Annotated in this window: 25 protein-coding genes and 4 tRNA genes; 15 read left to right on the top strand and 14 right to left on the bottom strand. The window is 67.9% G+C overall.

What is annotated here, in order from left to right:
- The first annotated feature begins 75 nt into the window (after window positions 1–75).
- A complete protein-coding gene (locus ACZZZN_RS06490; RefSeq protein ID WP_463504359.1) occupies window positions 76–1,455 on the top strand; it encodes a pyridoxal phosphate-dependent decarboxylase family protein in 1,380 nt (459 codons plus the stop codon).
- A 16-nt stretch (window positions 1,456–1,471) separates the two neighbouring features.
- Here ACZZZN_RS06490 and ACZZZN_RS06485 read toward each other — a convergent pair whose 3' ends face one another.
- The 5 genes from ACZZZN_RS06485 to pdxS all read right to left on the bottom strand — a co-directional run bounded on the left by ACZZZN_RS06485 (window position 1,472) and on the right by pdxS (window position 8,505).
- Entirely contained in the window at window positions 1,472–4,831 is a 3,360-nt protein-coding gene (locus ACZZZN_RS06485) for an ATP-binding protein (RefSeq protein WP_463506558.1), read from the bottom strand.
- Entirely contained in the window at window positions 4,828–5,487 is a 660-nt protein-coding gene (locus tag ACZZZN_RS06480) for a DUF4194 domain-containing protein (RefSeq protein ID WP_463504358.1), read from the bottom strand. The genes ACZZZN_RS06485 and ACZZZN_RS06480 overlap by 4 nt, the downstream gene beginning before the upstream one ends.
- On the bottom strand, window positions 5,480–6,943 hold the full coding sequence (locus ACZZZN_RS06475) for a DUF3375 domain-containing protein (protein ID WP_463504357.1): 1,464 nt from the start codon (window positions 6,941–6,943) through the stop codon (window positions 5,480–5,482). Before ACZZZN_RS06475 ends, ACZZZN_RS06480 begins: the two co-directional genes overlap by 8 nt.
- A 73-nt stretch (window positions 6,944–7,016) precedes the next feature.
- Window positions 7,017–7,622, bottom strand: a complete 606-nt coding sequence (gene pdxT, locus ACZZZN_RS06470) for a pyridoxal 5'-phosphate synthase glutaminase subunit PdxT (protein ID WP_463504356.1) — start codon at window positions 7,620–7,622, stop codon at window positions 7,017–7,019.
- Window positions 7,612–8,505, bottom strand: coding sequence for a pyridoxal 5'-phosphate synthase lyase subunit PdxS (gene pdxS, locus ACZZZN_RS06465; protein ID WP_463504355.1), 894 nt, complete (start codon window positions 8,503–8,505; stop codon window positions 7,612–7,614). The genes pdxT and pdxS overlap by 11 nt, the downstream gene beginning before the upstream one ends.
- Window positions 8,506–8,619: 114 nt before the next feature.
- Between pdxS and ACZZZN_RS06460 the strand changes: the two genes are divergently transcribed.
- Together ACZZZN_RS06460 and pdxY are read left to right on the top strand one after the other, a co-directional pair.
- A complete protein-coding gene (locus ACZZZN_RS06460; RefSeq protein WP_463504354.1) occupies window positions 8,620–9,927 on the top strand; it encodes an aminotransferase class I/II-fold pyridoxal phosphate-dependent enzyme in 1,308 nt (435 codons plus the stop codon).
- Between the two features lie 46 nt (window positions 9,928–9,973).
- Window positions 9,974–10,825 carry a pyridoxal kinase PdxY gene (gene pdxY / locus ACZZZN_RS06455; protein WP_463504353.1) on the top strand — a complete coding sequence of 284 codons (852 nt, stop codon included), beginning with the start codon at window positions 9,974–9,976 and terminating at the stop codon, window positions 10,823–10,825.
- Between the two features lie 49 nt (window positions 10,826–10,874).
- Here pdxY and ACZZZN_RS06450 read toward each other — a convergent pair whose 3' ends face one another.
- The 3 genes from ACZZZN_RS06450 to ACZZZN_RS06440 are packed head-to-tail and all read right to left on the bottom strand — an operon-like array spanning window position 10,875 to window position 13,853.
- Complete coding sequence (locus tag ACZZZN_RS06450) at window positions 10,875–11,429, bottom strand: HIT family protein (protein ID WP_056307599.1); 555 nt, start codon at window positions 11,427–11,429, stop codon at window positions 10,875–10,877.
- Window positions 11,426–13,447 (bottom strand): threonine--tRNA ligase, encoded by a 2,022-nt coding sequence (thrS, locus tag ACZZZN_RS06445; RefSeq protein ID WP_463506557.1) that lies wholly within the window; start codon window positions 13,445–13,447, stop codon window positions 11,426–11,428. The genes ACZZZN_RS06450 and thrS overlap by 4 nt, the downstream gene beginning before the upstream one ends.
- Window positions 13,448–13,493: 46 nt before the next feature.
- Window positions 13,494–13,853, bottom strand: a complete 360-nt coding sequence (locus ACZZZN_RS06440) for a YnfA family protein (RefSeq protein ID WP_463504352.1) — start codon at window positions 13,851–13,853, stop codon at window positions 13,494–13,496.
- 81 nt (window positions 13,854–13,934) lie between these two features.
- Between ACZZZN_RS06440 and ACZZZN_RS06435 the strand changes: the two genes are divergently transcribed.
- From ACZZZN_RS06435 to ACZZZN_RS06425, 3 genes are all read left to right on the top strand, one after another.
- Entirely contained in the window at window positions 13,935–14,345 is a 411-nt protein-coding gene (locus ACZZZN_RS06435) for a DoxX family protein (protein ID WP_463504351.1), read from the top strand.
- 56 nt (window positions 14,346–14,401) lie between these two features.
- On the top strand, window positions 14,402–15,751 hold the full coding sequence (locus ACZZZN_RS06430) for a cryptochrome/photolyase family protein (protein WP_463504350.1): 1,350 nt from the start codon (window positions 14,402–14,404) through the stop codon (window positions 15,749–15,751).
- Window positions 15,752–15,834: 83 nt separating this feature from the next.
- Window positions 15,835–16,413 carry a hypothetical protein gene (locus ACZZZN_RS06425; RefSeq protein ID WP_463504349.1) on the top strand — a complete coding sequence of 193 codons (579 nt, stop codon included), beginning with the start codon at window positions 15,835–15,837 and terminating at the stop codon, window positions 16,411–16,413.
- A 110-nt stretch (window positions 16,414–16,523) separates the two neighbouring features.
- Here ACZZZN_RS06425 and ACZZZN_RS06420 read toward each other — a convergent pair.
- The 3 genes from ACZZZN_RS06420 to ACZZZN_RS06410 form a co-directional block, all read right to left on the bottom strand.
- Window positions 16,524–16,595 (bottom strand) — tRNA-Val (locus ACZZZN_RS06420).
- A 26-nt stretch (window positions 16,596–16,621) separates the two neighbouring features.
- A tRNA-Cys gene (locus tag ACZZZN_RS06415) sits at window positions 16,622–16,692 on the bottom strand.
- A gap of 53 nt (window positions 16,693–16,745) precedes the next feature.
- Window positions 16,746–16,818 (bottom strand) — tRNA-Gly (locus tag ACZZZN_RS06410).
- A 152-nt stretch (window positions 16,819–16,970) separates the two neighbouring features.
- On the opposite strand from ACZZZN_RS06410, the gene ACZZZN_RS06405 reads away from it, so the two are divergent.
- Window positions 16,971–17,046: transfer RNA gene (locus tag ACZZZN_RS06405), tRNA-Val, on the top strand.
- A gap of 79 nt (window positions 17,047–17,125) precedes the next feature.
- Here ACZZZN_RS06405 and ACZZZN_RS06400 read toward each other — a convergent pair.
- Complete coding sequence (locus ACZZZN_RS06400; RefSeq protein WP_463504348.1) at window positions 17,126–17,644, bottom strand: hypothetical protein; 519 nt, start codon at window positions 17,642–17,644, stop codon at window positions 17,126–17,128.
- 338 nt (window positions 17,645–17,982) lie between these two features.
- On the opposite strand from ACZZZN_RS06400, the gene ACZZZN_RS06395 reads away from it, so the two are divergent.
- The 7 genes from ACZZZN_RS06395 (at window position 17,983) to ACZZZN_RS06365 (ending at window position 24,105) form a co-directional block, all read left to right on the top strand.
- Window positions 17,983–18,768, top strand: coding sequence for a helix-turn-helix domain-containing protein (locus ACZZZN_RS06395; protein ID WP_463504347.1), 786 nt, complete (start codon window positions 17,983–17,985; stop codon window positions 18,766–18,768).
- A 109-nt stretch (window positions 18,769–18,877) separates the two neighbouring features.
- Window positions 18,878–19,843, top strand: coding sequence for an ABC transporter substrate-binding protein (locus ACZZZN_RS06390; RefSeq protein ID WP_463504346.1), 966 nt, complete (start codon window positions 18,878–18,880; stop codon window positions 19,841–19,843).
- The gene (locus tag ACZZZN_RS06385) at window positions 19,840–20,730 is read left to right on the top strand and encodes a siderophore-interacting protein (RefSeq protein ID WP_463504345.1); all 891 of its coding nucleotides are present in this window, start codon (window positions 19,840–19,842) and stop codon (window positions 20,728–20,730) included. Before ACZZZN_RS06390 ends, ACZZZN_RS06385 begins: the two co-directional genes overlap by 4 nt.
- A 10-nt stretch (window positions 20,731–20,740) precedes the next feature.
- Window positions 20,741–21,769, top strand: coding sequence for an iron chelate uptake ABC transporter family permease subunit (locus ACZZZN_RS06380; protein WP_463504344.1), 1,029 nt, complete (start codon window positions 20,741–20,743; stop codon window positions 21,767–21,769).
- Window positions 21,766–22,833: a FecCD family ABC transporter permease gene (locus ACZZZN_RS06375; protein WP_463504343.1), complete on the top strand. Its 1,068-nt coding sequence runs from the start codon at window positions 21,766–21,768 to the stop codon at window positions 22,831–22,833. The genes ACZZZN_RS06380 and ACZZZN_RS06375 overlap by 4 nt, the downstream gene beginning before the upstream one ends.
- Entirely contained in the window at window positions 22,830–23,621 is a 792-nt protein-coding gene (locus ACZZZN_RS06370) for an ABC transporter ATP-binding protein (protein ID WP_463504342.1), read from the top strand. Before ACZZZN_RS06375 ends, ACZZZN_RS06370 begins: the two co-directional genes overlap by 4 nt.
- 61 nt (window positions 23,622–23,682) lie before the next feature.
- Complete coding sequence (locus tag ACZZZN_RS06365; RefSeq protein ID WP_463504341.1) at window positions 23,683–24,105, top strand: GIY-YIG nuclease family protein; 423 nt, start codon at window positions 23,683–23,685, stop codon at window positions 24,103–24,105.
- Window positions 24,106–24,152: 47 nt separating this feature from the next.
- Here ACZZZN_RS06365 and ACZZZN_RS06360 read toward each other — a convergent pair whose 3' ends face one another.
- On the bottom strand, window positions 24,153–24,536 hold the full coding sequence (locus ACZZZN_RS06360; protein WP_312168067.1) for an SPW repeat domain-containing protein: 384 nt from the start codon (window positions 24,534–24,536) through the stop codon (window positions 24,153–24,155).
- 96 nt (window positions 24,537–24,632) lie between these two features.
- Between ACZZZN_RS06360 and ACZZZN_RS06355 the strand changes: the two genes are divergently transcribed.
- Window positions 24,633–25,292, top strand: coding sequence for a Pr6Pr family membrane protein (locus ACZZZN_RS06355; protein ID WP_463504340.1), 660 nt, complete (start codon window positions 24,633–24,635; stop codon window positions 25,290–25,292).
- On the opposite strand, the gene ACZZZN_RS06350 is transcribed toward ACZZZN_RS06355, so the two are convergent.
- Window positions 25,271–25,834: a type II toxin-antitoxin system PemK/MazF family toxin gene (locus ACZZZN_RS06350; protein ID WP_463504339.1), complete on the bottom strand. Its 564-nt coding sequence runs from the start codon at window positions 25,832–25,834 to the stop codon at window positions 25,271–25,273. The genes ACZZZN_RS06355 and ACZZZN_RS06350 overlap by 22 nt on opposite strands.
- Between the last annotated feature and the right edge of the window lie 10 nt (window positions 25,835–25,844).

Raw genomic sequence — 25,844 nt, 5'->3', positions numbered from 1 at the left:
AACCACGTCTACGCCATGCGGTCGCACACTGAGGACGCACTGGTGCGACGCGGATCACGGGTGTAGTCCTGACTCATGGACGACAGCGTCGACGATGACAGGATCCGCGGACTGGACGCCGCCCACCGAGCGGCACTCGCGTTCCTTCGGTCGCTCGACGACAGACCGGTGTGGCCGCGTGCGACTCTCGCCGAGATGCTGGACGCCTTCGGCGGCCCGTTGCCCTACGAAGGCGCGGACGCGGACGAGGTGATCGCCGAGATCGTGTCGCGGGCAGACCCCGGTCTCGTCGCCATTCCCGGCGGGCGCTTCTTCGGATTCGTGATCGGCGGCACGCATCCCGCCGCTCTCGCCGCCGACTGGCTCGTCTCGGCGTGGGACCAGAACTCAGGTTCGGCGCTGCTCACACCGACGACCGTGGCGCTGGAGCGCGTGGCCGGGCGATGGATGCTCGACATCCTCGGCCTGCCCGATTCCGCGAGCGTCGGCTTCGTCACAGGCGGCCAGATGGCGAATTTCACCTGCCTCGCGACTGCCCGCAATGCCGTGCTGGCCCGAGTCGGATGGAACCTCAGCGAGCAGGGGCTGCGGGAGTCTCCGCCGATCCGCTTCATCGTGGGCGCTGACCGTCACGGGTCGATCGACCGCGCGGCACGTTTTCTCGGGATCGGCCGCTCCGAGATCACCGTCGTCGACTCCGACGACGAGGGGCGGATGCGCCCCGACGCACTGAGCCGCGCGCTCGCGACCGGCTCAGGTCCGGCCATCGTCTGCCTTCAGGCCGGCGAGGTGCACACCGGCGCGTTCGACGACTTCGCAGCGCTCGTGCCGATCGCCCACGACCACGGCGCCTGGGTGCACGTCGACGGAGCGTTCGGCCTGTGGGCCGCGGCATCCGACTCGTTGCGGCCGCTCACGACGGGCATGTGCGACGCCGACTCCTGGGCGACCGATGCGCACAAGACCCTCAACGTGCCCTACGACTGCGGCATGGCGATCGTCCGTGACCCGGCGGACTCGATCGCCGCCTTCCGAACCGGTGGCGACTACCTGGTCTACACGAGCCTGGATCCGTGGGATGTCACGCCCGAGCTGTCGCGTCGCGCACGCGGCGTGCCCGCCTGGGCGGCGATGCGCAGCCTGGGCCGAGACGGAATCGCCCGTCTGATCGACCGACTGCACGAGAACGCGGTCGCGATGGCCGCGGGACTCGCCACGATCGACGGCATCAGCATCCTCAATGACGTCGACTACACGCAGGTCATGTTCCGACTCGATGAGGACGATGCCACCCGCGCCCTGGGCGAAGCCGTGCTGGCGGAGGGCACCGCCGCTCTGACCGGAGCCCAATGGCGAGGTCGCGCAGCACTGCGCTGCTCGATGTCATCGTGGGTGACGACTCGAGACGACATCGACCGCACGGTCGGGGCGATCCGGGCTCTGGTGTCCGGCTGAGGCGCATCGACTCGGATCACTCGGTCCCGGCGGGCAGGCCCACCTTCGGCCGCGCCCACGAGCGACCGCGGGTGTCCTTCAAGATGTCGTACTCGACGTCGACGTGCGGTTCGATCGCGCTGTACTTGTCATTCGGCGCACCGATCACGAGCTGGAAGCCGAGACCGCGCCAGGCGCCGATCGCGCGCTTCGTGAAGTGCGCGTCGGCCTTGATGAGCGCCTCGTCCATGAACACCGGCGCGTACCGCGGACGCGCAGCTCCCGCGTCACCGAGCTGATATCTCAGGGCGGCGCCGACGATGAACGCGACGAGCTCCTGCGACTCTCCACCCGACTTCTCGCCGATGTGGTCGTAGAGCGCGACGTGTTCCCGCGTCGTGGCGTGGATCCGTTCGGCACTCACTCTGACGTGGTTTCGCACATCGATGAGCTCGGCGAAGTCCGGGGCGGTCCGCCGCATCCGACCGATGAGGCGGCTCATCCTCCGGTAGACGCTCTCGCGATCGGCATCCGTCGTCGCCGCCTCGATGAGCCCCCGCACCTCGCGCAGCTCCCTGCGGAACCGCCTGCGCGCCTCGGACTGGTTCTCGCGCGGCGTGATCTGCAGGCGGTGTTCGTCGTCGTAGAACGGCAGCTCCTCCATGATCCTGTTGATCGGGTCGATGCGGTTCTTGATCTCACGCAGCGAGCGGCCCAGAGTCGAATCGAGACTCGTCAGATCGTTTCCGGAGAGCTTGAGCAGGCTGTCTCGCCACTCGGACTCCAGCTCGTGCAGCCCGTTGGTCTCGAGCGCCTCGAGGATGCCCTCGAACTCGGCGACCGACTCGTCGGGGTCGGGCAGGAGCGTGAGCGTGTCCCAGCGCTCGAGGAACCCCGTCATCAGGCGTCGCATCTGCTCACGCTGGTCGGCGTGTGCGGCAGCTGCCGACGTGCGATCCTCGAGCAGCCTGGTCGCCGCGGTGCGCAACGCGGAGTCGAGGTGGGCGAGTCGCTCCGACGCGGTGACGCTGACAGCCGAGTCCGCGCCGAGGAAGCGTGCATCGAGGAAGGAACGGTGCCTCTCCTCGAGAGCGATCTCGGCTGCCTCCGCCGCGTCGACGATCCGCTGACACGCGTCGACCTGGTCGGTCACCTCGACCCATCGATCCTGAGCGACCGTGAGCTCGCCGCCCAGGCGGGAGGTCTCATCCCGCAGACGGCCCGCCCGCGTGCGGAGCTCCTCGGCCTGAGAACGCAGCTCGGCGATCTTGGGGTTCTCGTCGGTGACCTCCGCCTCGACCGTGAGCCAGCGCGCGCGCTCCGCCTCGACGGCCTCGACGTCGATCTGATCCCAGGTGAGGTCCTCGATCTTCGCATGCGCCTTGGCTGTGGCCTCGATCCGGTCGAGACCGGCCTCCGCCTCGGCAGCTGCGGAAGCCGCAGCATCCCGTCGGCTCTCCAGCTCGCCGATCTGTTCGTCGAGCTCGCGCAGACGGCGCGCGTTCGAGAATCCGAGTAGGTTCGCGCGTCCGTGACCGCCATGCGACCCGCGGTCGCCCTGGGACACCTGCCCCGCGATCGTCAGCGCCCGAGGGTGCTCGGCGAGCTCTGCTGACGAGTCGACGCACACGTAGTCGAACCGTTCGCGGAGTCGCTGCTGGAGCCACCCGGTGAAGGGGGTGGACCGGTGATCGAGACGCCCAGGAAGAGTTCGCGGGTCGGCGGTGCTCGACTCAGCGAGACCGGTGTGCACGCCTTCGTAGCTGATGCGCTCGGCGGTGCGCACCGTGTCGATGGCGGCGCGGAATCGTCCGAGGTTCGAGGCGTCGATCAGCAACGTGCGCGCGAACCCGCCGAGCGCGAGATTGAACGCCTCCCGCCAGGGCTCGAACTCGGTGCGCACCTCGATCAGCTCACCGACGAAGGGCAGATCCGTCGGAGCGAGTCCCGCGGCCTGAGCGAGCAGGGCTCGCGACTCGTGCAGATGCGCGGGAATGCTCCCCCGCAGCTCTCGGGTGCGGTCCCGCTCGGCCTGCATGCGAGACAACTCCGTCAGGGCCGTCCTGCGCGCGGACTCGGCGTCTGCGAAGGCGGCACGCGCGCCGCGGATACCCGTCTGCGGGAGTTCGCGACCGAGACGGGCGAGCAGGCTCTCGAACCCGGCGGCGTCGTGCACCTCAGCGCCGAGCTCGGCTGCGACGGCGTCGAAACGGGCCCGCTCGCGCTGGACATCGTCGAGTCTGCGCTCGACGCCGCGCAGCTCACGCTGGGCGGTCTCCAGGCGATCGCCTCCCGACTGTCGGAGCACATCGAGCAGCCCCTCGCGCTCGACCTCGGCGGCGGAGATGAGGGCGTTCTTCTCTCTGACCGCCAGCTGGAGGGTCTGCGTCCGGTCGCGAAGATCTGTCTCCACCTCGCGCAGGAGGTCGAGACGACGTTCAGCGCTCCACAGTGCCGCGAGCGAAGTCGGCTCGGAGAAGACCCCGACCTCGTCCACGACCCGCATCCGCTCGGATGCCGCCTCGATGCGCTGCGAGATTCCCCGGAGGGGCTCGAGAGCCGCCACCTGCTGCTTCGCGACGAGCATCCGCGTGCGCGTACTCTCCAGCTCGTCGAAGTGGGCGACCACCGCGTCCGCAGTCGCCATCGTCTCGGGTTCCTCGAGCACGAGCTTCTTGTACAGGTCGTCGACCGTGGTGATCTGCTGGCCGGCCTGGATCCGGGCGAGAAGGCTGATCGCCTTCGCCCCGGAGCCTGCGGCGCCGATGCCGAGCACCGCGTGCAGGCGCGCCGAGAACTCGCGATCGGTCGCGACGGGATCGAGCCCGACGGCGCGCACCGCTGAGTCGCTGAGTCGCTGACCCGCGGCACGCTCGAGCTGTGTGAGATCGAAGGCCCCGTCGATCGTGGCACGCAGCCTCGTGGTGTCCTCGAGCGTGCGGGCGTCCGCGGGGATGTACCACCCGCGCACCGCCGTGAAGCGCGAGCCGTCGTGGTCCAACCAGGTCATCGAGACGGCGCTCCATGTGTCCTCGCCGTCACCGCGCAGCACGCGGAGCTTCGTGCCCTCGTCGGTGCGGGACTCGTCGATCTTCCCCCGACCGTACGAGAGGATGTTCCGCTGCTCCTCACCGCGCGGGCGTCCCGTGACCCCGCCGTTCGAGGCGCCGTTGAAGGGCGTCGTGTGCGGCATCATCAGCGCGATGTAGCCGTCCATGAGCGTGGACTTACCCGATCCCGAACCACCGCACAGCAGGGTCGCATCGGGCGAGAACCGCACCCGGTGCGGTCCGCCGTCGTAGCCGCCCCAGTTGATGAGCTGCAGCTCCTCGGCAACCCACTGCTGACCGCGGGAGCTCACGGGGATCATCCCGAAGAGCGTGTCCATCATCGTCATCGCGCCACCACCGCCTGGGCTCGCAGCCACTCCCGCAGCTCTTTGAGCGTCTCGGCGCTGAGCACCACCTCGACGAGGGCGGTGATCCGATACCGTCCGCTGGTCTCCTCCTGCACGATGCCCTCTCGGTCCAGGCGGTCGAGCGCACTGCGGATCGCCCGCTGTTGCTTCGCCGTTCCGCCGTCGACGTCGGCGAAGTAGCTGAGGACCGTCTGCTCGACGTCCTCGATGTCGATCCGCACCGAGCCCTCGCCCGTCGCCGACTCGCGCTGATAGACGGTCCGCAGGTGCACCAGGACGAGCGTCTCGGCACGCGAGTACGGAGAGTCCTTCAGCAGTACAGGCATCTCGACCTCATCCGAGCGCAACTGCTGCTTGTACGCGAACCCTCGGGCGTGATCGATGATCAGACGCAGGTAGATGTCGTTGAGACGCGACTCGATCACCTGCTGGTGCTCGAGCAGCAGAGTCCACTCCCGGCGGTTGCGCTCCATCGAGAGGAAGCGGCGCTGGAGGAGGTGCACGAGCACTCGCCTGATCTCGGGGTCGAGCGTGCCCCGGTCGCCCGGGAAATGCGCCTCGAGGTCGTCCTCCATCGCCGTGGGGGCGATGAAACCCTCGTCCGCGACGGCTGTGGTGAGATCGTCATCACTCATCTGCATCTTCTTTCGTGCTGCGGGCGGTCACGGTGCCGAAGGCGAATCGACGAGTCGTCCCGTCGGGTCGCAGCGCTTCGACCGTCGAGATGCCGTCTCCGTCCGTGAGACCGTTCCGGTGCGCGATCTCGAGAAGACCGAGCAGATCGACGGGGCGTCGAGCCGCGTCAGGCACCGCGCGGAACGCATCGGCGAGATCGAAGTCCGCGCCGAGACCTGCGACGTACGCCTCGAGCTCCGCATATCGCGGACCGCCCCACGCCCGGGTGTCGTGATCGAGGAAATCGACGTCATCCGCGTCGGTGAGGGGTGCTGGAGCACGCGGAGGACGGATGTCGCTGGTGGTCTGACGGAGATGCCCGAGGTCGATCAGCGGCATGTTGCGCACCGGGTCGACGACGGTCGCGGGCCCTGCCCACCCGTGGAGTCCTGCGATGACGTCTCGGAGGAGGTCGTCGATCTGGCGATCACGCAGCGGATCGTGGGTCTTCACCTGTCCGGTGATGACATGCGAGGCGCGGCGCTGAGCGGCCAGCACCTCCTCGACCCCCAGCTCCACACGTCGCGCGATCGCGTCGAGCTCGGCACGCTGCGTGCCGTCGAGCATGCGGGCGAAGGGCTGGTCGAGGAGCCCGCGGAGCTGCTCGGTGAGGGCGTCGATGCGGTCGGGGTCGCCGATCAGGCGCAGGGCGCCTGCGAAGGCCCGACCCTCCGGGGTCGACTGCATCACGTCCTGCGCGCGCTGGAGGTACTCGCGCAGCACCTCGCTCGTCGGCCTCTCGTCCCTCCGGAGGTGCGCGACGACGTCGCGCTGCATCGCTCTGAGCGACTCGGCGACTCGCGTGAAGTCCGCAGGGAGCTCGCGTGCGAGGTGCAGCACGTTCTCCGCCTCTTCGAGGAGCTCCTCGTCGTCCGCAGGGTCCGCGTGACCGGACTCCTGGATTCGAGCGATCTCGGAATCGAGCAGCTCGCGCTCGGCGTGCAGTCGCGACAGGCGACGAACCGGGTCGACCTCGGCGCTGGCCGAGAGATGGTCCACGGCATCCAGCAGGGTGCGGACGCGCGAGTTCGACACACGAGTGCGCCCTCCGCCGGTGCGGCCCGAGATCTCGAGTGCGGCGACCGCATGGGCCGACAGGCGATACACCTCGACGTCATCGTCGATCTGCTGGATCAACCAGCCGAGACGCACCCAGTTCCTGCACACGTCGCGTCCGCTCCCCGAGGGCAGCTTCCGGTCGTCCTCGTCGTACCCCGCCGCGCGGAGCTCGTCGAGCACCTCGGCCAGTTCGGCATGCGCATCCGCGACCGCAACAGACGCCCGGCCGGCGTTGAACAACAGAGTGAGCGACGCCACGACGAACGGAGCGAAACGACCGTGCAGGAGGTCAAGAGTCGGGGTGCTGAATGCGGTGACGGCACGCGCGTACGCGGCCTCAGCCCTTGATCCAGTCACTCGAACGAGAATAGTCCGACCTCGGCCCCTCGCTTGTCATGCGCGGGACCGTGGCGGGTCGAACGATAGATCGTCAATGCCCGGAGGTGTACTCCCGGACACTTTCGAGGAACAGCTCGTGGAAACGGGTCTCGCCGTCGACCTCCGGGTGGAAGCTGGTTCCGAGAAGCGCCCCCTGGCGCACCGCGACGATACCGCCGTCCGGCAGCGAGGCGAGCACCTCGACCCCGTCGCCTGCGCGCTCGACGATCGGCGCGCGGATGAACGTCGCGTGCACCGGCACATCGCCCAGCAGCGGCACGTCGAGTCCGATCTCGAACGACTCGGTCTGACGACCGAAGGCATTGCGGCGAACGCTCACGTCCATGCCGCCGAAAGACTGCTGCCCCTCGATGCCGTCGAGCACCTCGTCTGCGAGCAGGATCAGCCCGGCGCACGTGCCGTACACCGGTAGGCCCGCCGCGATCGCGGCGCGGATCGGCTCCTGCATCCCGAAGATGCGCGACAGCTTGTCGATCACGCTCGACTCGCCGCCGGGGATGACGAGGCCGTCGACGGCCGCCAGCTCCGCCGGGCGACGCACCAGCGACACCTCGACGCCGAGCCCCGCGAGCAGGGCGGCGTGCTCTCGCACGTCGCCCTGCAGAGCGAGCACTCCGACCCGTGGACTACCAGCCACGCTCGGCCAGGCGGTGCGGGGCGGGGAGGTCGGACACGTTGATGCCGACCATCGCCTCTCCGAGTCCGCGCGAGACCTCGGCGATCACCTTCGCGTCGTCGAAGAACGTGGTCGCCTTGACGATCGCCTTGGCACGCTCCGCGGGGTTTCCGGACTTGAAGATGCCGGATCCCACGAACACGCCGTCGGCTCCGAGCTGCATCATCATCGCGGCATCCGCAGGAGTGGCGACGCCACCCGCGACGAACAGCACGACGGGGAGCTTGCCGGTCTCGGCGATCTCGGCCACGAGTTCATAGGGCGCCTGCAGCTCTTTCGCGGCGACGAACAGCTCATCCTTCGGAAGAGCCGTGAGAGCGGCGATCTCGCCGCGGATCTTGCGGATGTGCTTCATCGCCTCCGAGACGTCCCCGGTGCCGGCCTCACCCTTGGAGCGGATCATCGCCGCGCCCTCGTTGATGCGACGGAGAGCCTCACCGAGGTTGGTGGCACCGCAGACGAAGGGCACCGTGAAGCCGTACTTGTCGATGTGGTTCACGTAGTCGGCGGGCGAGAGCACCTCGGACTCGTCGATGTAGTCGACGCCGAGCTCCTGCAGCACCTGAGCCTCGACGAAGTGACCGATGCGAGCTTTGGCCATCACCGGGATCGACACGGACGCGATGATGCTGTCGATCATGTCGGGATCGCTCATGCGCGAGACGCCACCCTGCGCGCGGATGTCGGCGGGAACCCGCTCGAGCGCCATGACGGCGACGGCGCCCGCGTCTTCGGCGATCTTCGCCTGATCGGCGGTGACCACGTCCATGATCACGCCGCCCTTGAGCATCTCGGCGAGACCGCGCTTGACGCGCGAGGATCCGATGGTGGTCTGTTCGGTCATGAGAGCTCCTGTCGGGGAAGCACGATGTGCATGAGTGTGTCGAACGATGTCTCGTTTGATCTAGGCCAAACAGTAGCACTGTCCGGAACGACCTAGAATCGGTGGTGAGGAGACATGAGCGAACAGATCACCGGAACGACCGCAGCGGACATCGCCGACAGCGTGCGCGGCCTGCGCGACCGCGGCGTGCTGCGCGCCGGCAGCCCCCTGCCTCCCGTGCGCGAGCTCGCCACCCTCCTCGGTGTCAATCGCAACACGGCGGTCGCCGCCTACCGACAGCTCGCCCAGGCAGGGCTCGTCATCTCGAGAGGGCGGGCAGGCACCGTCATCGCCGGGCTCGAATCGGTCGCCCAAGAGGGCTACGCCTCCGACACAGTGCTGCGCGACGTCGGAACGGGCAACCCTGACCCCCGCCTGATCCCCGATCCGTCGCCGGCATTGTCGACGGTCGCCGGTCGTCCGGTGCTCTACGGCGAGCCGGTGATCGACCGCGGACTCGATGAGTGGGCGCGGGAATGGATCGCGCAGGATCTCGGTCACCTCGACTTCGGCATCACCATCACGAGCGGCGCCGTCGACGCCGTCGAACGTCTGCTCGCCCAGGCGCTGATGCGCGACGACGCCGTCGCCCTCGAGGACCCCTGCTTCCTGGCGAGTATCCACACGGTCCGGCTCGGCGGGTATCGGGCCGTACCCGTGCCCGTCGACGAGCAGGGGATGACGGTCGAGGGGCTGCGCACCGCATTGGACGCCGGCGTGCGCGCTGTGATCTGCACCCCGCGCGCTCAGAACCCGACGGGGGCGAGTCTCACGGCCGCTCGCGCGGCGGAGCTGCGTGCCGTGCTCGCCGAGCATCCGTACGTGCTGATCATCGAGGACGATCACTTCTCGATGCTGTCGCAGCGCACCTACGAGTCCCTGATCGGCCCTGATCACCGCCGGTTCGCGCTGGTGCGCTCGGTGTCGAAGTTCCTCGGTCCCGACATGTGCCTCGCCATCGCGGCGACGGATGCCACCACGGCCGAGCGCCTCGCCATGCGCCTGAGCCCCGGGACCACCTGGGTCAGCCACCTGCTGCAGCGTCTCACGCTCACGCAGCTGACCGACGACTCGGTGCTTTCACGCATCGCCGACGCTCGCGAGCACTACGCCGCACGCAACGAGGCCTTCGCCTCGCGCCTGCGCGAGCACGGCCTCGACTCCCCCACCACCGACGGCCTGAGCCTGTGGATCGAGTTGCCGACACCCGCGCGCCTCGTCGCCGAGCGGCTCATGCGCCGAGGCTGGCTCGCGCGCACCGGCGACGACTTCGCCCTCGATGAGCGCGCCGACCCGTCGCGCCACCTGCGCCTCACGGTGCACGATCTGTCCGAAGACGACACCGCGACGCTCGTCGCCGACCTGGTCTCGGCCGCACGATGACCCACCGCTGCGGGAGCAGTCCCGCCCTGAAAGAAAGGATCGGGGAATGAAGGTCCTCTCCATCCAGTCCGCCGTCGCGTACGGCCATGTCGGCAACTCCGCCGCGGTCTTCCCGCTGCAGCGCATCGGCGTCGAGGTTCTCCCGGTCTACACGGTGAACTTCTCGAACCACACCGGCTACGGCGCCTGGCGCGGCCCGATGATCGATCCGAACGATGTGCGCGAGGTCCTCACGGGTATCGAGGAGCGCGGCGTGTTCGGCGAGATCGACGCCGTCCTCAGCGGATACCAGGGCGGCGAGGGCATCGGAGACGTCATCATCGACGCCGTCGCCCGCGTCAAGGCGGCGAACCCCGACGCGGTCTACGCGTGCGACCCGGTGATGGGGAACGCGAAGTCCGGATGCTTCGTCGCGCCGGCGATCCCGATCCTGCTGCGTGAGAAGGTCGTGCCTGCCGCCGACATCATCACTCCGAACCAGTTCGAGCTCGGCTTCCTCACCGGCACCGAACCCGACACGCTGGAGTCCACGCTCGCTTCTGTCGACCTGGCGATGGCGATGGGACCGCGCACCGTGCTCGTCACGAGCGTCGAGCGACCCGACCGCGAAAAGGGCACGATCGAGATGCTCGTCGCCGACTCGGCGGGCGCCTGGATCGTGCAGACACCCCGGCTGCCCATGAAGGCGAACGGCTCGGGCGACGTGACCGCTGCCCTGTTCACCGCCCACTACGTCGAGACCGGCGACGCGAAGACGGCGCTCGAGCGCACGGCGTCGAGCGTGTTCGACCTGCTCGCCGCGACCCTCGACTCCGGCGCGCGTGAACTGCAGCTCGTCGAGGCGCAGGAGTTCTACGCGAACCCGCGGATGCAGTTCACCGCACGCCAGGTGCGCTGAGCGGCTCGAGCGAGCGCGGCGCGTGTCGTCTCGTCGCTGCGCTCCTCGATCAACGACCGGAGGTCGGCCAGGCGTTCGCCACGGCTTCTCGCACTTCGCCGAGCAGCTGAGGCAGGGCCTTGGTCTTGGCGATGATCGGGAAGAAGTTCGCGTCCGACGTCCACCGCGGCACGATGTGCTGGTGCAGGTGTCCATCGACGCCGGCACCGGCGACAGCACCCTGATTCATCCCGAGGTTGAACCCGTCGCAGCGCGACACCTCGCGTAGAACGCGCATGCCGATCTGGGTCAGCGCCCCGATCTCGGCGACCTCTTCGGCCGTGGCCTGGTCGTAGGTGCCGATGTGGCGGTACGGACAGACCAGAAGGTGCCCCGAGTTGTACGGGAAAAGGTTGAGCAGCACATAGGCCGTCTCACCCCGCGCGACGATCAGCCGCTCGGCATCCGGGAACTTGGGAGCCTCGCAGAACGGGCACTCCTCGCGCAACGGCTCGGGGCCCGCCTGGATGTACGCCATGCGGTGCGGGGTCCACAGACGCTGGAACTCGTCGGGGACGCCGGCGAACTCACCGGCGTCCTCCCACGATGCAGGCGGCGTCGTCACGCCAGATCCCCTGCTGTCTGCACGAGCGTGTGCGCATCGATCGCGGCACGGATGCGCGACACGGCATCGGCGATCGGAACGCCGTTCTCCTGCGTGCCGTCACGGTAGCGGAACGAGACGGTGCCGGCATCGCGGTCCTTCTCCCCCGCGATCAGCAGCAGCGGGACCTTGCCGGTCGTGTGCGTGCGGATCTTCTTCTGCATCCGGTCGTCGGAGGCGTCGAGCTCGGCGCGCACGCCCTGCGTGCGAAGCGTCTGAACGATCTCGCCCAGGTAGTCGGCGAACTCGTCGGCCACGGGGATGCCCACGACCTGCACGGGAGACAGCCACACGGGGAAGTCACCCGCGTAATGCTCGAGCAGAATCGCGAAGAACCGCTCGATCGAGCCGAACAGGGCGCGGTGGATCATGATCGGACGCTTCTTCTGGCCGTCTTTGTCCATGTACTCGAGTTCGAAGCGCTCGGGCAGGTTCGGGTCGACCTGCACGGTCGAGAGCTGCCAGGTGCGGCCGATGGCATCACGCGTCTTCAGGTCGATCTTCGGTCCGTAGAACGCCGCTTCACCGGGGACCTCGGTGAGCTTGAGCCCGGATGCCACAGCGACGCGACGCAGAGCATCCGTCGACGACTCCCAGAACTCCTCGGAGCCGATCCACTTGGACTTCTCGTCGTCCTTCATCGACAGCTCGAGCTCGAAGTCGGTGAGTCCGAAATCGCGCAGCATCGACAGGATGAACTCGAGGACCTTCGAGACCTCGTCCTCGAGCTGATCGGGCGTGACGAAGAGGTGAGAGTCGTCCTGGGTGAAGCCGCGCACGCGGGTGAGGCCGTGCAGCGCGCCCGACAGCTCGTTGCGGTAGACGGTGCCGTTCTCGGCGAACCGCAACGGCAGGTCGCGGTAGCTGCGCGCACGCTCCTTGTAGATCAGGATGTGCATCGGGCAGTTCATGGGCTTGAGGTAGTAGTCCTGGCCCTGCTTGGTGATGTTGCCCTCGTCGTCGCGCTCCTCGTCCATGACGATCGGCGGGTACATGCCCTCCTTGTACGTGACGAGGTGGTTCGAGGTGAGGAAGAGGTCTTCCTTCGAGATGTGCGGGGTGTACACGTACGTGTACCCGCCCTCGATGTGGCGCTTGCGCGCGTGCTGCTCCATCTCGCCACGGACGACGCCGCCGCGCGGGTGCCAGACCGAGAGACCCGAGCCGATCTCCTCGGGGAACGAGAACAGGTCGAGCTCCTTGCCCAGGCGCCGGTGGTCGCGCTTGGCGGCCTCCTCGAGACGGTGCTGGTACTCGCGCAGTTCGTCCTTCGACGGCCACGCCGTGCCGTAGATGCGCTGCAGCTGCGGGTTCTTCTCGCTGCCGCGCCAGTAGGCGGCGGCGATGCGGGTGAGATCCCAGCCGTTGCCGATCATGCGGGTGTTGGGCAGGTGCGGCCCGCGGCAGAGGTCCTTCCAGACGACCTCGCCATCGCGGGTCGTGTTGTCGTAGATCGTCAGCTCGCCCTCGCCGACCTCGACGGATGCGCCTTCGACCTTTCCGACCTGGGTTCCTGAGCCTGCCGAAGGGCCCTTGAGACCGATGAGCTCGAGCTTGAACGGCTCGTCTGCGAGCTCCGCCCGTGCCTCGTCGTCGGTGACGACGCGGCGCACGAAGCGCTGGCCCTCACGGACGATGCGCTGCATCTCCTTCGTGATGGCTTTGATGTCCTCGGGCGTGAACGGAGTGTCGACGCCGAAGTCGTAGTAGAAGCCGTCGGTGATGGGCGGGCCGATGCCGAGGTTCGCCTGCGGGTTGATCCGCTGCACCGCCTGTGCGAGCACGTGCGCCGCCGAGTGACGGAGGATGTTGAGCCCGTCGGGGCTGTCGATCGTGACCGGCTCGACCTCGTCGGCATCCGTCACTGTCGCGGCGAGGTCCTTGAGGGTTCCGTTGACGCGCATCGCGACGACTGAACGGTCAGAGAACAGGGCGAAGCCGTCTTTCGGCTGAGCATTTTCAGGCACTGCACACTCCATCTGGGTCTGGATCCAGGTTACTCGCATGCCCGGGGGCTGCTGACCGCTACGACACCGCCTCGGTCGCGGTGTTGGCGGCCGTCGGCGCCAGGATGATGATCGCCGCACCGACCAGCGCGATCGCCGAGCCGACCCAGTCCCAGATCGTCGGCTTGAAGCCGTCGACGATGATCCCCCACGCCAGGGATCCCGCGATGAACACGCCGCCGTACGAGGCGAGCACGCGTCCGAAGTTCGCGTCGGGCTGCAGCGCCGCGATGAAGCCGTAGGCGCCGAGCGCCATGACCCCGAGCACCGCGAACACCCATCCCCTGTTCTCCTTGACGGCCTGCCAGATCAGCCAGGCCCCGCCGATCTCGGCGACGGCGGCGAGCACGAAGAGGATGCTGATGCGCAGGACGGTCATGGCTCCAAGTGTGTCGCACCGCTGCGGCTGACGCGCGATGGATCGCAGGGCCGTCGCGGCGCGACCGGGTAGCGTGAGCGGATGGTCAAAGCACTGGCGCGTTGGATCCTCGCACTCGCCCTCGGGGCGATCGGCATCGTGCACTTCGTGAGCACCAGAGGGTTCCGGGTCGTCGTACCGGACTGGGCGACGAAGGCCACGCGTCTCGACAAGGAGGCGATCATCATCGCCTCCGGAGCCGCCGAGGTGGCCCTGGCGGCCGGTCTCATCGCACTGCCCCGCGAACGACGCCGCGTCGGGTTCGCCACCGCCGCCTTCTTCGTGGCTGTCCTGCCCGGCAACGTGCACCAATGGCGCACTCACCGTTCGACCCCTGGTCTCGACACCGAGGCGCGGCGCTTCGGTCGGCTGTTCCTGCAGCCGGTCCTCGTGCTCTGGGCGCTGTGGGCGACCGCCCCTGATCCCGTCTCGCCGCGACGCCGTAGCCGCTGAGCCGGGCGACGCGCAACCCTGTCTGCGGGTTCGATCGGACGGGCGAGAATGGAGCCATGGCCTCTCCCTCTCTCGTCTGGCTCCGCGACGACCTCCGGGTCGCCGACAACCCGGCACTTCGCGCCGCAGTCGACCGAGGCGAACCGATCGTCCTGATCTACGTGCTCGACGAGGAGAGTCCGGGCATCCGTCCTTTCGGCGGCGCCGCACGCTGGTGGCTCCACCAGTCCCTCGCATCGCTGAGCGACGCGCTGCGTGAGCTCGGCGCCACCCTGACTCTCCGGAGGGGTGCCGCTGATCGCGTCGTCCGCGAGGCCGTCGCAGACGCCGGCGCGACGGCAGTGTTCTGGAACCGTCGCTACGGGGGTGCCGAGCGTGAGATCGACACGACCCTGAAGTCATCGCTGCGCGCGGACGGCCACGAAGTGACCTCCTTCCAGGCATCGCTGCTGCACGAGCCGTGGACGGTGAAGACGGGGAGCGGCACGCACTTCTCGGTGTTCACGCCCTTCTGGCGAGCGTGCCTCGCGCTTCCCACGCCGCGAGCTCCGCTACCTGCGCCGAGGAAACTCAATGGGGTCTCGCATCCTCCGCCCTCCGACGACCTCGACGACTGGGACCTCCTGCCCACTCGTCCCGATTGGGCCGGAGGACTCCGCGACACCTGGGAGCCCGGAGAGCCCGCCGCACGGGCACGGCTGCGCACCTTCCTGCACGACGACATCGGATCGTACGACCGCGCCCGCGACGAACCGTCGGCCGGGGCCACCTCACTGCTCTCCCCACGATTGCGCTGGGGCGAGCTGAGCCCCTTCACGGTCTGGCACGAGGCTGTGGAGGCCGCGGGCGCGGCTGGCTTCCTCTCCGAGATCGGGTGGCGCGAATTCGCCTGGCACACCGCGTTCCATGCGCCCGACATCGCGACGAAGAACCTCCGCCCTCAGTACGACCGATTCCCGTGGCCCCGGCTACACCCGTCGCAGCTCGAAGCCTGGCAACGGGGAGAGACCGGCATCCCTCTCGTGGATGCCGGGATGCGCGAGCTCTGGCATACCGGCTTCATGCACAATCGCGTGCGCATGGTCACCGCATCCTTCCTCGTCAAGAACCTGTTGATCGACTGGCGACGCGGCGAGGAATGGTTCTGGGACACCCTCGTCGACGCCGACGGCGCGAGCAACCCGTTCAACTGGCAGTGGGTCGCCGGTTCCGGCGCAGACGCCGCACCGTACTTCCGCGTGTTCAATCCGGAGCTGCAGGCGAAGAAGTTCGACCCGCACGGGCTCTACATCTCGGAGTGGGCATCGGATGCGCCGACGGAACCGATCGTCGACCTCGCCGCCACGCGCAAGGCTGCTCTCGCGGCCTACGACGTGGTGAAGCGCGCGGACCGCACCGAGGGTTGACGGACACCTGGCTCAGGCCGCGTACCGCTCCACACGAAGCGGATCAGGAGTCGGCGCTCGACGCGGCCGCACTCGGAGAGCCCGTGTCGAAGAGCATCGACGACGTGTGCGAGCACGGCTCCTACAGCGTCCCATGGGGGCCATTCGACAGCTACGACTGGCAATGCGAACGGTGGACATCGTGGGTCGTCACCACAGAGATCACGGACGCCGGGGTGTTGATCGAGGCGTACCGGACACACCTTCTCGAGGTGGGGTGCACGCCTGACGAAGCGGAGTGGGACATACTCGCCTCGTACTGGAATCAGTACGGCATCCCCGGGGAGAACGACCACGGAGATCCCTATACCGTCGACAATCTGCCGGGGGCCAGCGCGCTGTGTCCGTCGCACGGGAACGTCTTTCTGCGCTTCTCGACTCCGGGCGGGCTGGAACCGGCACTCCACTCGTACGCCGAACCACAGGACGAAGCGATCGAGTTCCTCGCGCACGACGGCGGGGCCATCGCCGCGAGCGGCAGCGCCCTGGTCATCGAACTGAGCACCAGGGACTGGTATCACGACGTCCCCCGTGGCGGCACAGCGCCGTCGCACGACACGACAACAGAGCCGCTTCACTGCATGTGTCACAGCGGCAGCGACTGTGACTGCCCCGGTGGGTGACGCTGGTCACCGGTGTCTGAGAGCCAGGAGCGGCGGCCCGAGGATGATCCGCACCGGAGACCTCGCAGTAGAAAACAAAAAACCCCCGGCGAACCGGGGGTTTTCATCTGTGCGCGATACTGGGATCGAACCAGTGACCTCTTCCGTGTCAGGGAAGCGCGCTACCGCTGCGCCAATCGCGCCCAAGTGGGCTGTTCAGTTTTCAGAGAGGTGGCGACGGGATTCGAACCCGTGTAAACGGCTTTGCAGGCCGGTGCCTAGCCGCTCGGCCACGCCACCGTGTGGATTGACCCCACGTGCTGAAGGCCCTCCGAAGAAGGCCCCTGCACTTGAGCGGATGACGAGACTCGAACTCGCGACCCCAACCTTGGCAAGGTTGTGCGCTACCAACTGCGCTACATCCGCGTTGTTCCCGGTTGTTGTCCCGGGCACATATGAAACATTAGCCGATGAACGGCGACTGTCAAAACCGGGAACGAATCTCGCGCGTGTCCAGATGCATGGTCATCAGGGCGCCCAGGCGTCCGGTAGTATCGGTTGACGTACCCCGCAGGTATGGGCGATTGGCGCAGTTGGTAGCGCGCTTCCTTCACACGGAAGAGGTCATCGGTTCGAGTCCGGTATCGCCCACCACACAGCCCCTGATCAGAGCCTTACGCTCCACTCAGGGGCTCAGTTCTTCTCCGGTACTCCTCTCGATGCTGCATCCGCTCTAGGAGCGGAAGGCACCGCCCTCTTCGAACCAGTCCTCGATGCGCGCATCGTCATCGAGGACGGTGGCGATCGGACGGCGGGCAAAGACGACCGATTCGGCGAGAGCCGCGACGGATGCCGCCCTCGCCTGCTCGCGGTCGGTGGCGTCCTGGAAGCGCAGGGCCGCGATCTCGCGAGCGGCCACGAGGGATGCGCTGATCTCGGCGAGGCGTTCCGCGATGACGGCCGCGAGGCCGTCTCGCAGTTCCTCGAGATTGGTGTTGGCGATCTCCAGCCGACGATCGGCGACGTGGAGCTCGACGGTCGGGAAACCGTTCGCGGACAGGTGCGCTCGCGTTTCACTGCCTTGGATGGCGGCGACTTCGTCGCGATCCGTCTTGCGCGTGAACACCGCTTCGACGGTGTAACGGTCGGGTGCCTCGTCGGTCATCAGCGCCGCAGGAAGCGAGCCGATAAGGATGGATTCCAGACCCAGCAGTTCGGGGCTCTGCCCCGCGATCTTCAATTGTGCGTTCATGTGCTGACGTTACGCCTGCTGGCTGTGCGCGTTCACAGCCGCCCGAACGGCGTTTCACGCCAGCACAGCGGAGAGGTCCTCGCGCGACGGGCGGATCGCTACCGGCGCGAGAACCCCTCTACCGGAGCCACGTCCCGACGGGTTCCCCATGGACCTTTCCGGCGCGTGCTCTGGGCGAACCGTACGCCCGACATCCGCGTCGCACCACCCCGTGGCGCACCGCCACGAGCGGGCGTACTCTGGGATCACTTGCGCCGCTGCTGCGTCGTCGCCACCACCCGCACTCCTGATAGGTTAGGTTCTCCTAACCTATCCCCGAGACGACTGGTGAGCTGAAGATGTCGCTGATCGGAGACGCCCCCGAGTCGGTCGCCTGGCGCATCGACACGAACTCCTTCGCCCTCTCCGATCACGTCGAGTGGGAACCCCACACGCATTCCGACCGCCACGAACTCCTCTGGGGCACACGGGGCGCTCTGACGGCCGAGACAGCGGACGGCTACTTCGCGATCCCCGGTTCGCTGGGTCTGTGGATACCGGCCGGGACCGAGCACCGCGTGGTCGCCGCTGCCGGGACGACCTTTCGCTGCACGTTCATCGACGCCGAGCTCTCCTCGATAGCGACGGGCACCACCGCTGTCGCCATCCCCGAAGTCGTCAGAGTGATCTTGGAGCGCCTCGAAGCGGCGCCCTACCTTCCGCCCTCCCCGCGATTGCATGCCGAGGAGCTGACCCTGAGCCTGCTCGAGCCGGTGGAGGTCTCGACGATCGACCTCCCCCTTCCGCTCGACCTGAGGATACGCGTGGTAGCCCAGGCACTGCTGTCCGATCCGGCCGACGATCGATCGATCGAGGACTGGGGGCGCCACGTGGGCGCCAGCGCCCGAAATCTGTCCCGTCTCTTCGTCGCGGAGACGGGCCTCAGCTTCTCGACCTGGCGCACACGTGCACGCATGCGGCGAGCCATCGAGTGGCTCGCCGCCGATCACACGGTGGCGTATGTGAGCCGGCGCTCGGGGTATTCGACGCCGAGCGCGTTCGTGCAGGCCTTCCGCCGCGAACTGGGCCGAACCCCGGGTGAGTTCACGTCCGCGCGCAACGAGTCGGGTAAGAAGTCGGCCTGAGCGCGACAGCGGCTGGCTCCTCAGCGACATCGCGCCGTTCGATACTTGGTAAGCCAAGCCTTAGCTAACCTTCTTGGCCCCTCCCGAACTCACACCTGGAAGACGATCCATGCGCTCCACTCCCCTCTCTCTCGTCGCGCTCGCCGCGACCGGCCTCCTGCTCACCTCCTGCGCCGGCTCCACCGCAGCGGGCGCCTCCGGCGATGCCGAGACGGTCGAACTGACCACTCCCGCCGGCGTCGACATCGAGATCCCCGCCGAACCTCAGTCCGCTCTCGGGTTCTACACGACCGATCTCGACATCCTCATCACCCTCGGCTTCGAGCTCGCCGACACCCAGCCGATCCGTGACGACTTCACCGCGTTCCCTGACTTCTTCTCCCAGGAGGAGCTCGAGGGACTCGAGACCTTCGGCAACTTCCCCGAGTTCAACCTCGAGGCTGTGCTCGAGGCCGACCCGGACTTCATCCTTAACGGACTGGGCTACGAGGAGGACCTCGACGGCAAGCTGCAGAAGATCGCCCCGACATACACCTACAACGCCTTCGACGGCGGTGACTGGCGCGATGTGGTCGCGCAGGCGGCATCCGACCTCGGACGGGAAGACCAGTGGCAGGCCTGGGTCGACCAGTACGAGGAGCGCGTCGCCGACATCACGTCGCGCCTCGATGCCGCGGACATCCACCCCGTCGTCGCCGACGTCGGCTACTTCGAGGGTCAGGTCACCACCTCCTGCTACGGCGTGCCGTGCCTGGTGTTCGCAGACCTCGGCCTCGAGATGCACGAACTCATGAACGCCACCGACGAGGGACTCCCCGCGAGCGAGGACTACACCGAGCTCAGCTCCGAGCAGGTGGGCCAGCTGGAGGGCATCGACGTCGTCTTCACCGGAGCCGACGAGGACGGCACGGTCTGGATCGAGGATGACGCCGCCCTGCAGCAGAACCAGCTCTGGCAGAACCTGTCGTTCGTCCAGGACGGCGCGTACTTCCCGTACAACTACGAGATGATCTACGGATCGCCCAGCGGCATGGATGCGTTCCTCACCGTGGTCGAGAAGGCGCTGCTCGGATGACTGTCAACCTGGTCCACCGCATCGTCGTCCAGCGAGTCGAGCGTCTGAGCCCCGGCATGGTCCGGATCGTGTTCAGCGGCGAGGGGCTCGAGGGATTCGTCTCCACCGACGTCGGTGACGAGTACTTCCGCGTCTTCTTCCCCACCGAGGGGCAGCACGAGCCGAACCTCCCCTTCCCCACGGACGACGGCTACTGGGACTACCCCGAGGGTGTCGAGCCCGCACCGATGCGCACCTACACGGTGCGCGGCTGGGATGCCGCGGCCGGCGAGCTCACGATCGATTTCGTGGTGCACGACGGTGGCGTCGCCGCTGCCTGGGCGCTCCAGGCGAAACCCGGCGACGTGATCGGCGTCAACACCCCGAAGGGACTGTACGACCCGCCCGCCGACATCGAGTGGCAGCTGCTGATCGCCGACGCGACCGGGCTCCCCGCCGCCGCACGCCTGGCGGAGAACGCCCCGTCGGGCATCCGCACCCGCGTGGTGCTCGAGGTGTCCACCCCCGAGGACGAGCTCGATCTCACCCCGGCGGATGGCGTCGAGCTGCACTGGGTGCACGGCGGGAACGGCCATGCACCCACTCGCATCGAGGAGATCCTCCGAGCCTCCGAGCTTCCCCGCGGTCCCGGATACGTCTGGGTCGCCGGAGAGACGAAGGCGACCCGTGGCGTGCGCAAGCACCTGCGGCACGAGCTCAAGCTCCCCGCGTCCGCCTACAAGGTGATCGGCTACTGGACCGAGAACGCCGAAGCCTGGCGCGAGCGGTACGAGTCGCTCGACGAATCCACTCACGCGCGACTGATGGCGATGTGGGACGACGACACCCGCCCCACAGAGGACATCGAGGAAGCCTACGAGGCCGAACTCGAGAAGCTGGGTCTGTGATCACCGACTCATGACCGCTGTTCTCTCCGAGGACCAGACGACCCAGGTCTCGGCCACGCGCCGGGGCCTGGTCGTCCTCATCCTCGCCATCGCACTGGCGATCGCCTCCGTCGCCAGCATCTTCCTCGGCTCCCAGCGCATCAGCGTCGACGAGGTCTGGATCGGACTCACGACGGGCGCAGGCGACTCCGGCGCGATCGTCCAAGGCATGCGCGTCCCGCGCACCTTCATCGGCCTGTCGGTCGGCGCCGCTCTCGGCATCGCCGGCGCGCTGATCCAGGGGTTCACCCGAAATCCGCTCGCAGACCCCGGAGTCCTCGGCGTCAACGCGGGCGCCAGCCTCGGAGTCACGATCGGTGTGGCCTTCTTCGGGCTCAGCGCCGCCAGCGGGTACATCTGGTTCGCCTTCGCGGGAGCGATCGTCGCGACCGTGCTGGTCTATCTGATCGGCTCCGCGGGCCGGACGGCGCCTGACCCGATGCGCATGACGCTTTCCGGTGTCGCACTCGGCGCCGTCATGGGCGGCGTCGTCGCGGCGATCGGGTTGCTGAACCCGAAGGCGTTCGACTCGATCCGCTCCTGGAACGCAGGATCGCTGTCGGCGCTCACCCCGGATGCCTACACCGTGCTCCCCTTCCTCGTGGTCGGACTCGTGCTCGCCTTCTGTCTCGCGCCCTCGCTGAACGCCCTGGCGCTGGGCGACGACCTGGCGACCGCTCTCGGCTCGCGCGTCGTGCTGACGCGGGTGCTGTCGATCCTGGCCGTCACGCTGCTCTGCGGAGCCGCCACCGCCGCGGCCGGGCCCATCGCCTTCGTCGGCCTGATGGTGCCGCACGCCGTCCGCTGGTTCGTCGGGCCGCATCAGGGATGGATCCTCCTGGGCACCGTCTTCGCCGCTCCGCTGCTCCTGCTGACCGCAGACGTCGTGGGCCGCCTGGTCCTTCGCGCCGGAGAGCTCCCCGTCTCCGTCGTCACCGCGCTGATCGGTGCTCCCGTGCTCATCGCCCTCGTCCGCAGGAAGAAGGTGAGCGGACTGTGACCACTCTGCTCCCTCCGTCGACCGAGGTCGATGCCGGTCGCCGGGTCTTCGCCCCCCGGACCGATGTCTTCTCGCGTCGCATCGGGGTCCGCGCCACCGTCGTGACCGTGGCTGCGCTGCTCGCCGCCGTCGCCGTCGGCGTCTTCGCCCTGACTCTCGGCGACGCCCCGTTCTCTCCGGGAGAGGTGCTCATGACGCTCCTCGGCTTCGGTGAGCCTCGCGCGGAACTCGTGATCATCGAGTGGCGACTCCCCCGCGTCCTCGCAGCCCTGGTGTTCGGCATCGCGCTCGGCATCGGCGGTGCGATCTTCCAGTCATTGACCCGCAATCCGCTGGGCAGCCCCGACGTCATCGGCTTCGACGCCGGCGCCTACACCGGTGCGCTCATCGTCATCACCACCATGGGCATCAGCGTCGCCTCGACGGCCGCAGCCGCATTGGCGGGCGGTGCGGCGACGGCTCTGCTCGTCTACCTGCTCGCATTCCGGCGAGGATTCACGGGCTTCCGCCTCATCATCGTCGGCATCGGCGTCGCCTCGATGCTGGCGTCGGTGAACACGTGGATCATCCTCAATGCCGACCTGCGGATCGCGATGCTCGCCAGCGCATGGGGCGCGGGGTCGCTCAACGTCATCACCGCGGAGCAGGTCGCCATCGCCGCGTGCGTCATCGTCCCGATCGGCATCGCCGTGGCCACGCTCGCCGATCGGATGCATCTGCTCGAGCTCGGAGACGACACAGCCTCTGCACTCGGTGTCCGCACCGGCGGTACTCGGCTGACCCTCATCATCCTGGGTGTCTGCCTCACCGCCGCCGTGACCGCGATGGCCGGCCCCATCGCGTTCATCTCGCTCGCCGCCCCGCAGATCGCCCGTCGCCTCACCGGATCCGCGAGCGTGACCCTCACGGCCTCCGCCGCGGTCGGTGCCCTGCTTCTGGTATCCAGCGACGTGCTGGCACAACGGCTGTTCGCGCCCACCCAGATCCCCGTCGGAATCGTCACGGTCTGCCTCGGCGGTGTCTATCTGGTGTGGCTGCTCATTCAGGAAGCGAGAAAGCGATGACCGTCATCGACACCTCCACAGCGCGGCTGCGCGCCGAGGATCTCATGATCGGCTACGACGGGCGGGTCGTGTCCGAGCACCTCGGCGTCGACATCCCCGCAGGCGCCTTCACCGTGATCGTCGGGCCGAACGCCTGTGGCAAGTCGACTCTGCTGCGAGCCTTCGCCAGACTCCTGAAGCCCAGGAGCGGCCAGGTGCTGCTGGACGGTCGTGCGATCACCGAGCTCCCGACCAAGGAGATCGCGCGACGCCTCGGCCTGCTCCCGCAGACCTCGATCGCCCCCGACGGCATCCGCGTCTCCGATCTCGTCGCGCGGGGTCGTCATCCGCACCAGACGATCCTTCGACAGTGGTCCCACGACGACCAGACGGCCGTCGCCGCAGCGCTCGCCGCAACCGGGACGACGGAGCTCGCCGGCCGGCTCGTGGACGAGCTCTCCGGAGGACAGCGCCAGCGCGTGTGGGTCGCGATGCTGCTCGCGCAGGAATCGCCGACAATGCTGCTCGACGAGCCGACGACCTTCCTCGACATCGCGCACCAGTACGACCTGCTGAGGCTCTTCCACGGCCTGCATCAGCAGGGTCGCACGATCGTCGCCGTGCTGCACGACCTCAATCAGGCGGCGCGGTTCGCTGACCACATGATCATGATGCGCGACGGTCGGATCGTCGCCGCAGGCGACCCGGCGTCGATCGTGACGTCCGAGCGCGTACAGGAGGTTTTCGGGCTGGAGTGCTCGATCATCCCCGACCCGCATACGGGCACCCCGCTCGTCGTTCCGCGCTGAAGCTCTGACAGCGGCGCCGCGGAGAAGTCTGACGTCGGTGGTCGCCGGTAACGTGCCGACGGTGAAGACGACCCCGCTGCCGAGCCCCTGCGCACTCTGCGGCCACCGCGACGCGGTGCGAATCGCGGCGGCTCTGATGTGCGCCTGGTGCGGGTGGCGCTACGGCGACTCTCCCGACCCCGGCCTCTCGCGCCCCGTCATCGAGGTCGTGTACTACATCCGCTACGAACATCGGGTGAAGATCGGTACGAGCCGACGCCCCCGCCAGAGACTCGCGAGCATCCGTCACGAAGAGTTGCTGGCGTTCGAGCAGGGCGGGCGGGCGGTGGAACAGGCACGGCATCGGGAATTCGCCGACATCCGCGAGGGGGGCGAATGGTTCACGCTCACCGCGCAGCTCCAGTCTCACATCGCGGAGCTCCGCACCGTGGGCGACCCCTGGCAGCTCTACGCCCGCTGGGTGTGTGCCTCACTGCAGGACTGAGGCCCCGCACGGGACCGATACCGTGCGGGGCCTCAGGGTCTTTGTGGTCAGGCGCGTGCCGTGGCCTTCACCTTCGCGGGCTGCGGCTGCGAGAACAGCACGACGATGATCACGGCGACACCCACCACGACGTGCGGGACCCACACGTTCGGCGCCTCGGTGGAGAAGCCGAAGATCCAGGGCGACAATGCCAGGAACAGGCTCGCGACGATGTCGAAGACCAGGTGGACCGGCATCGGGATGAATCCGAAGGGGCCCCATTCGTACTTGGTGAACAGGCTGTACACGATGAGTCCGACACCGAGCACGATCGGGATGATGACGGCAGGGCCGCCGATGCTCGCGAATCCGAACAGCCACGGAGCAGCGATCAATGCGACTCCGACGACGTAGTCGAGAATTCCGTGGACCTTGGTGGGGATGAAACGCATGATTCCTCCTGTGGTGTCGTCGCGTCCTGCGACTCACAGATGGTTCGCAGCACTCGGGGAAACGGATTGCGGTCCACCCCCTCGTACCCTGGACGGATGACGTCGACGCCTCCGCCTTCCCGCGCGGTCTCCGCTCTGCGAGCAGTCGTCGGAGCGTCGGTGATCGGCATTCTGATCCACACGTATGTGATCGGCATCCCGCGCCAGGGGGCGAGCCTTTTCGACTACTTCGGCTACTTCACGAACCTCACCAGCCTGCTCGCCGCGATCGTGCTGTGCAGCACCGGAGTCCTGGGGCTGCGTCGTCGGAGCGTGCCGACGTGGCTCATCACCGCCCGTGCCGTGTCGGTGGCGTCGATGATCGTGGTGGCCCTGGTGTACAACCTCGTCGTCCCCGGCACGGGGAGCGCACCGGCGTGGGTGAGCGTGACCCTGCACGTCGCGTTGCCGCTGCTCGTCCTGATCGATTGGGCACTCGTGCCTGATCGCCGACCACAGCCGTGGAGGCTTCTGTGGGTCGTGCTGCCCTATCCCCTGCTCTGGCTGATCGTCGTGCTGATCCGGGGACGGACAGATGGATGGGTGCCCTATGGGTTCCTTCTCCCCGAGCGAGGGACACTGTCGCTGGCGATGACCGTCGCCGCGCTGCTCGCGACTCTGCTTGCCGCGGCAGTCCTGGTGTGGGGACTCAGCAGAGTCCGGATCGAGCGACGGATGCCGGAGTCCGCTGACTCTCAGGCAGCCGCCCACCCGTAGCGGCCGACGAGCGCCGCCGCGACGCGGCCATAGCGTGAGCGGTCGAGCGCCGCAGCCTCACGCCGCAGTCCCGTCTCGTGCACGCTGTAGAGCTGTTCGATGTCGACCCACGACTCGCGCCCTTGCGAGTCCCATCGCCCCGATCCGATCGACAGATAGTCACGGTCACCCTCGTGAGCCTTGCTCGTCATCCGCACCGCATAGACGCGGTCTGCGGATTGCCTGCCGATCACCAGCACCGGCCGATCCTTGCCTCGGCCGTCGTTCTCCTCGTACGGCACCCACGTCCATACGATCTCTCCGGCGTCGGGGGCACCGTCGCGGTCAGGGGCGTACTCGATGCGGAGTCGATGGATCCGATTGGGATCGATCCGTCTCGTGTCCGTGCCCGCCACCGACGGCGAAATGCGCACCTCGTCGGAGGTGCGCAGACGCGCGTCCGGGCGCCTCGGACGGGGTGTTGTCCGAGACGCCCGGTCAGATCCCAATGCCGTGAGGAGGATCTCCGCGAGTCTTGTCAGGATGCCGTTGCTCTTAGCCACACGGTCACCC

The organism is Microbacterium sp. AC145 (genome assembly GCF_979258505.1).
Note: the sequence above shows the minus strand (reverse complement) of the source record. Positions and strands in the feature narration are given on the sequence as shown.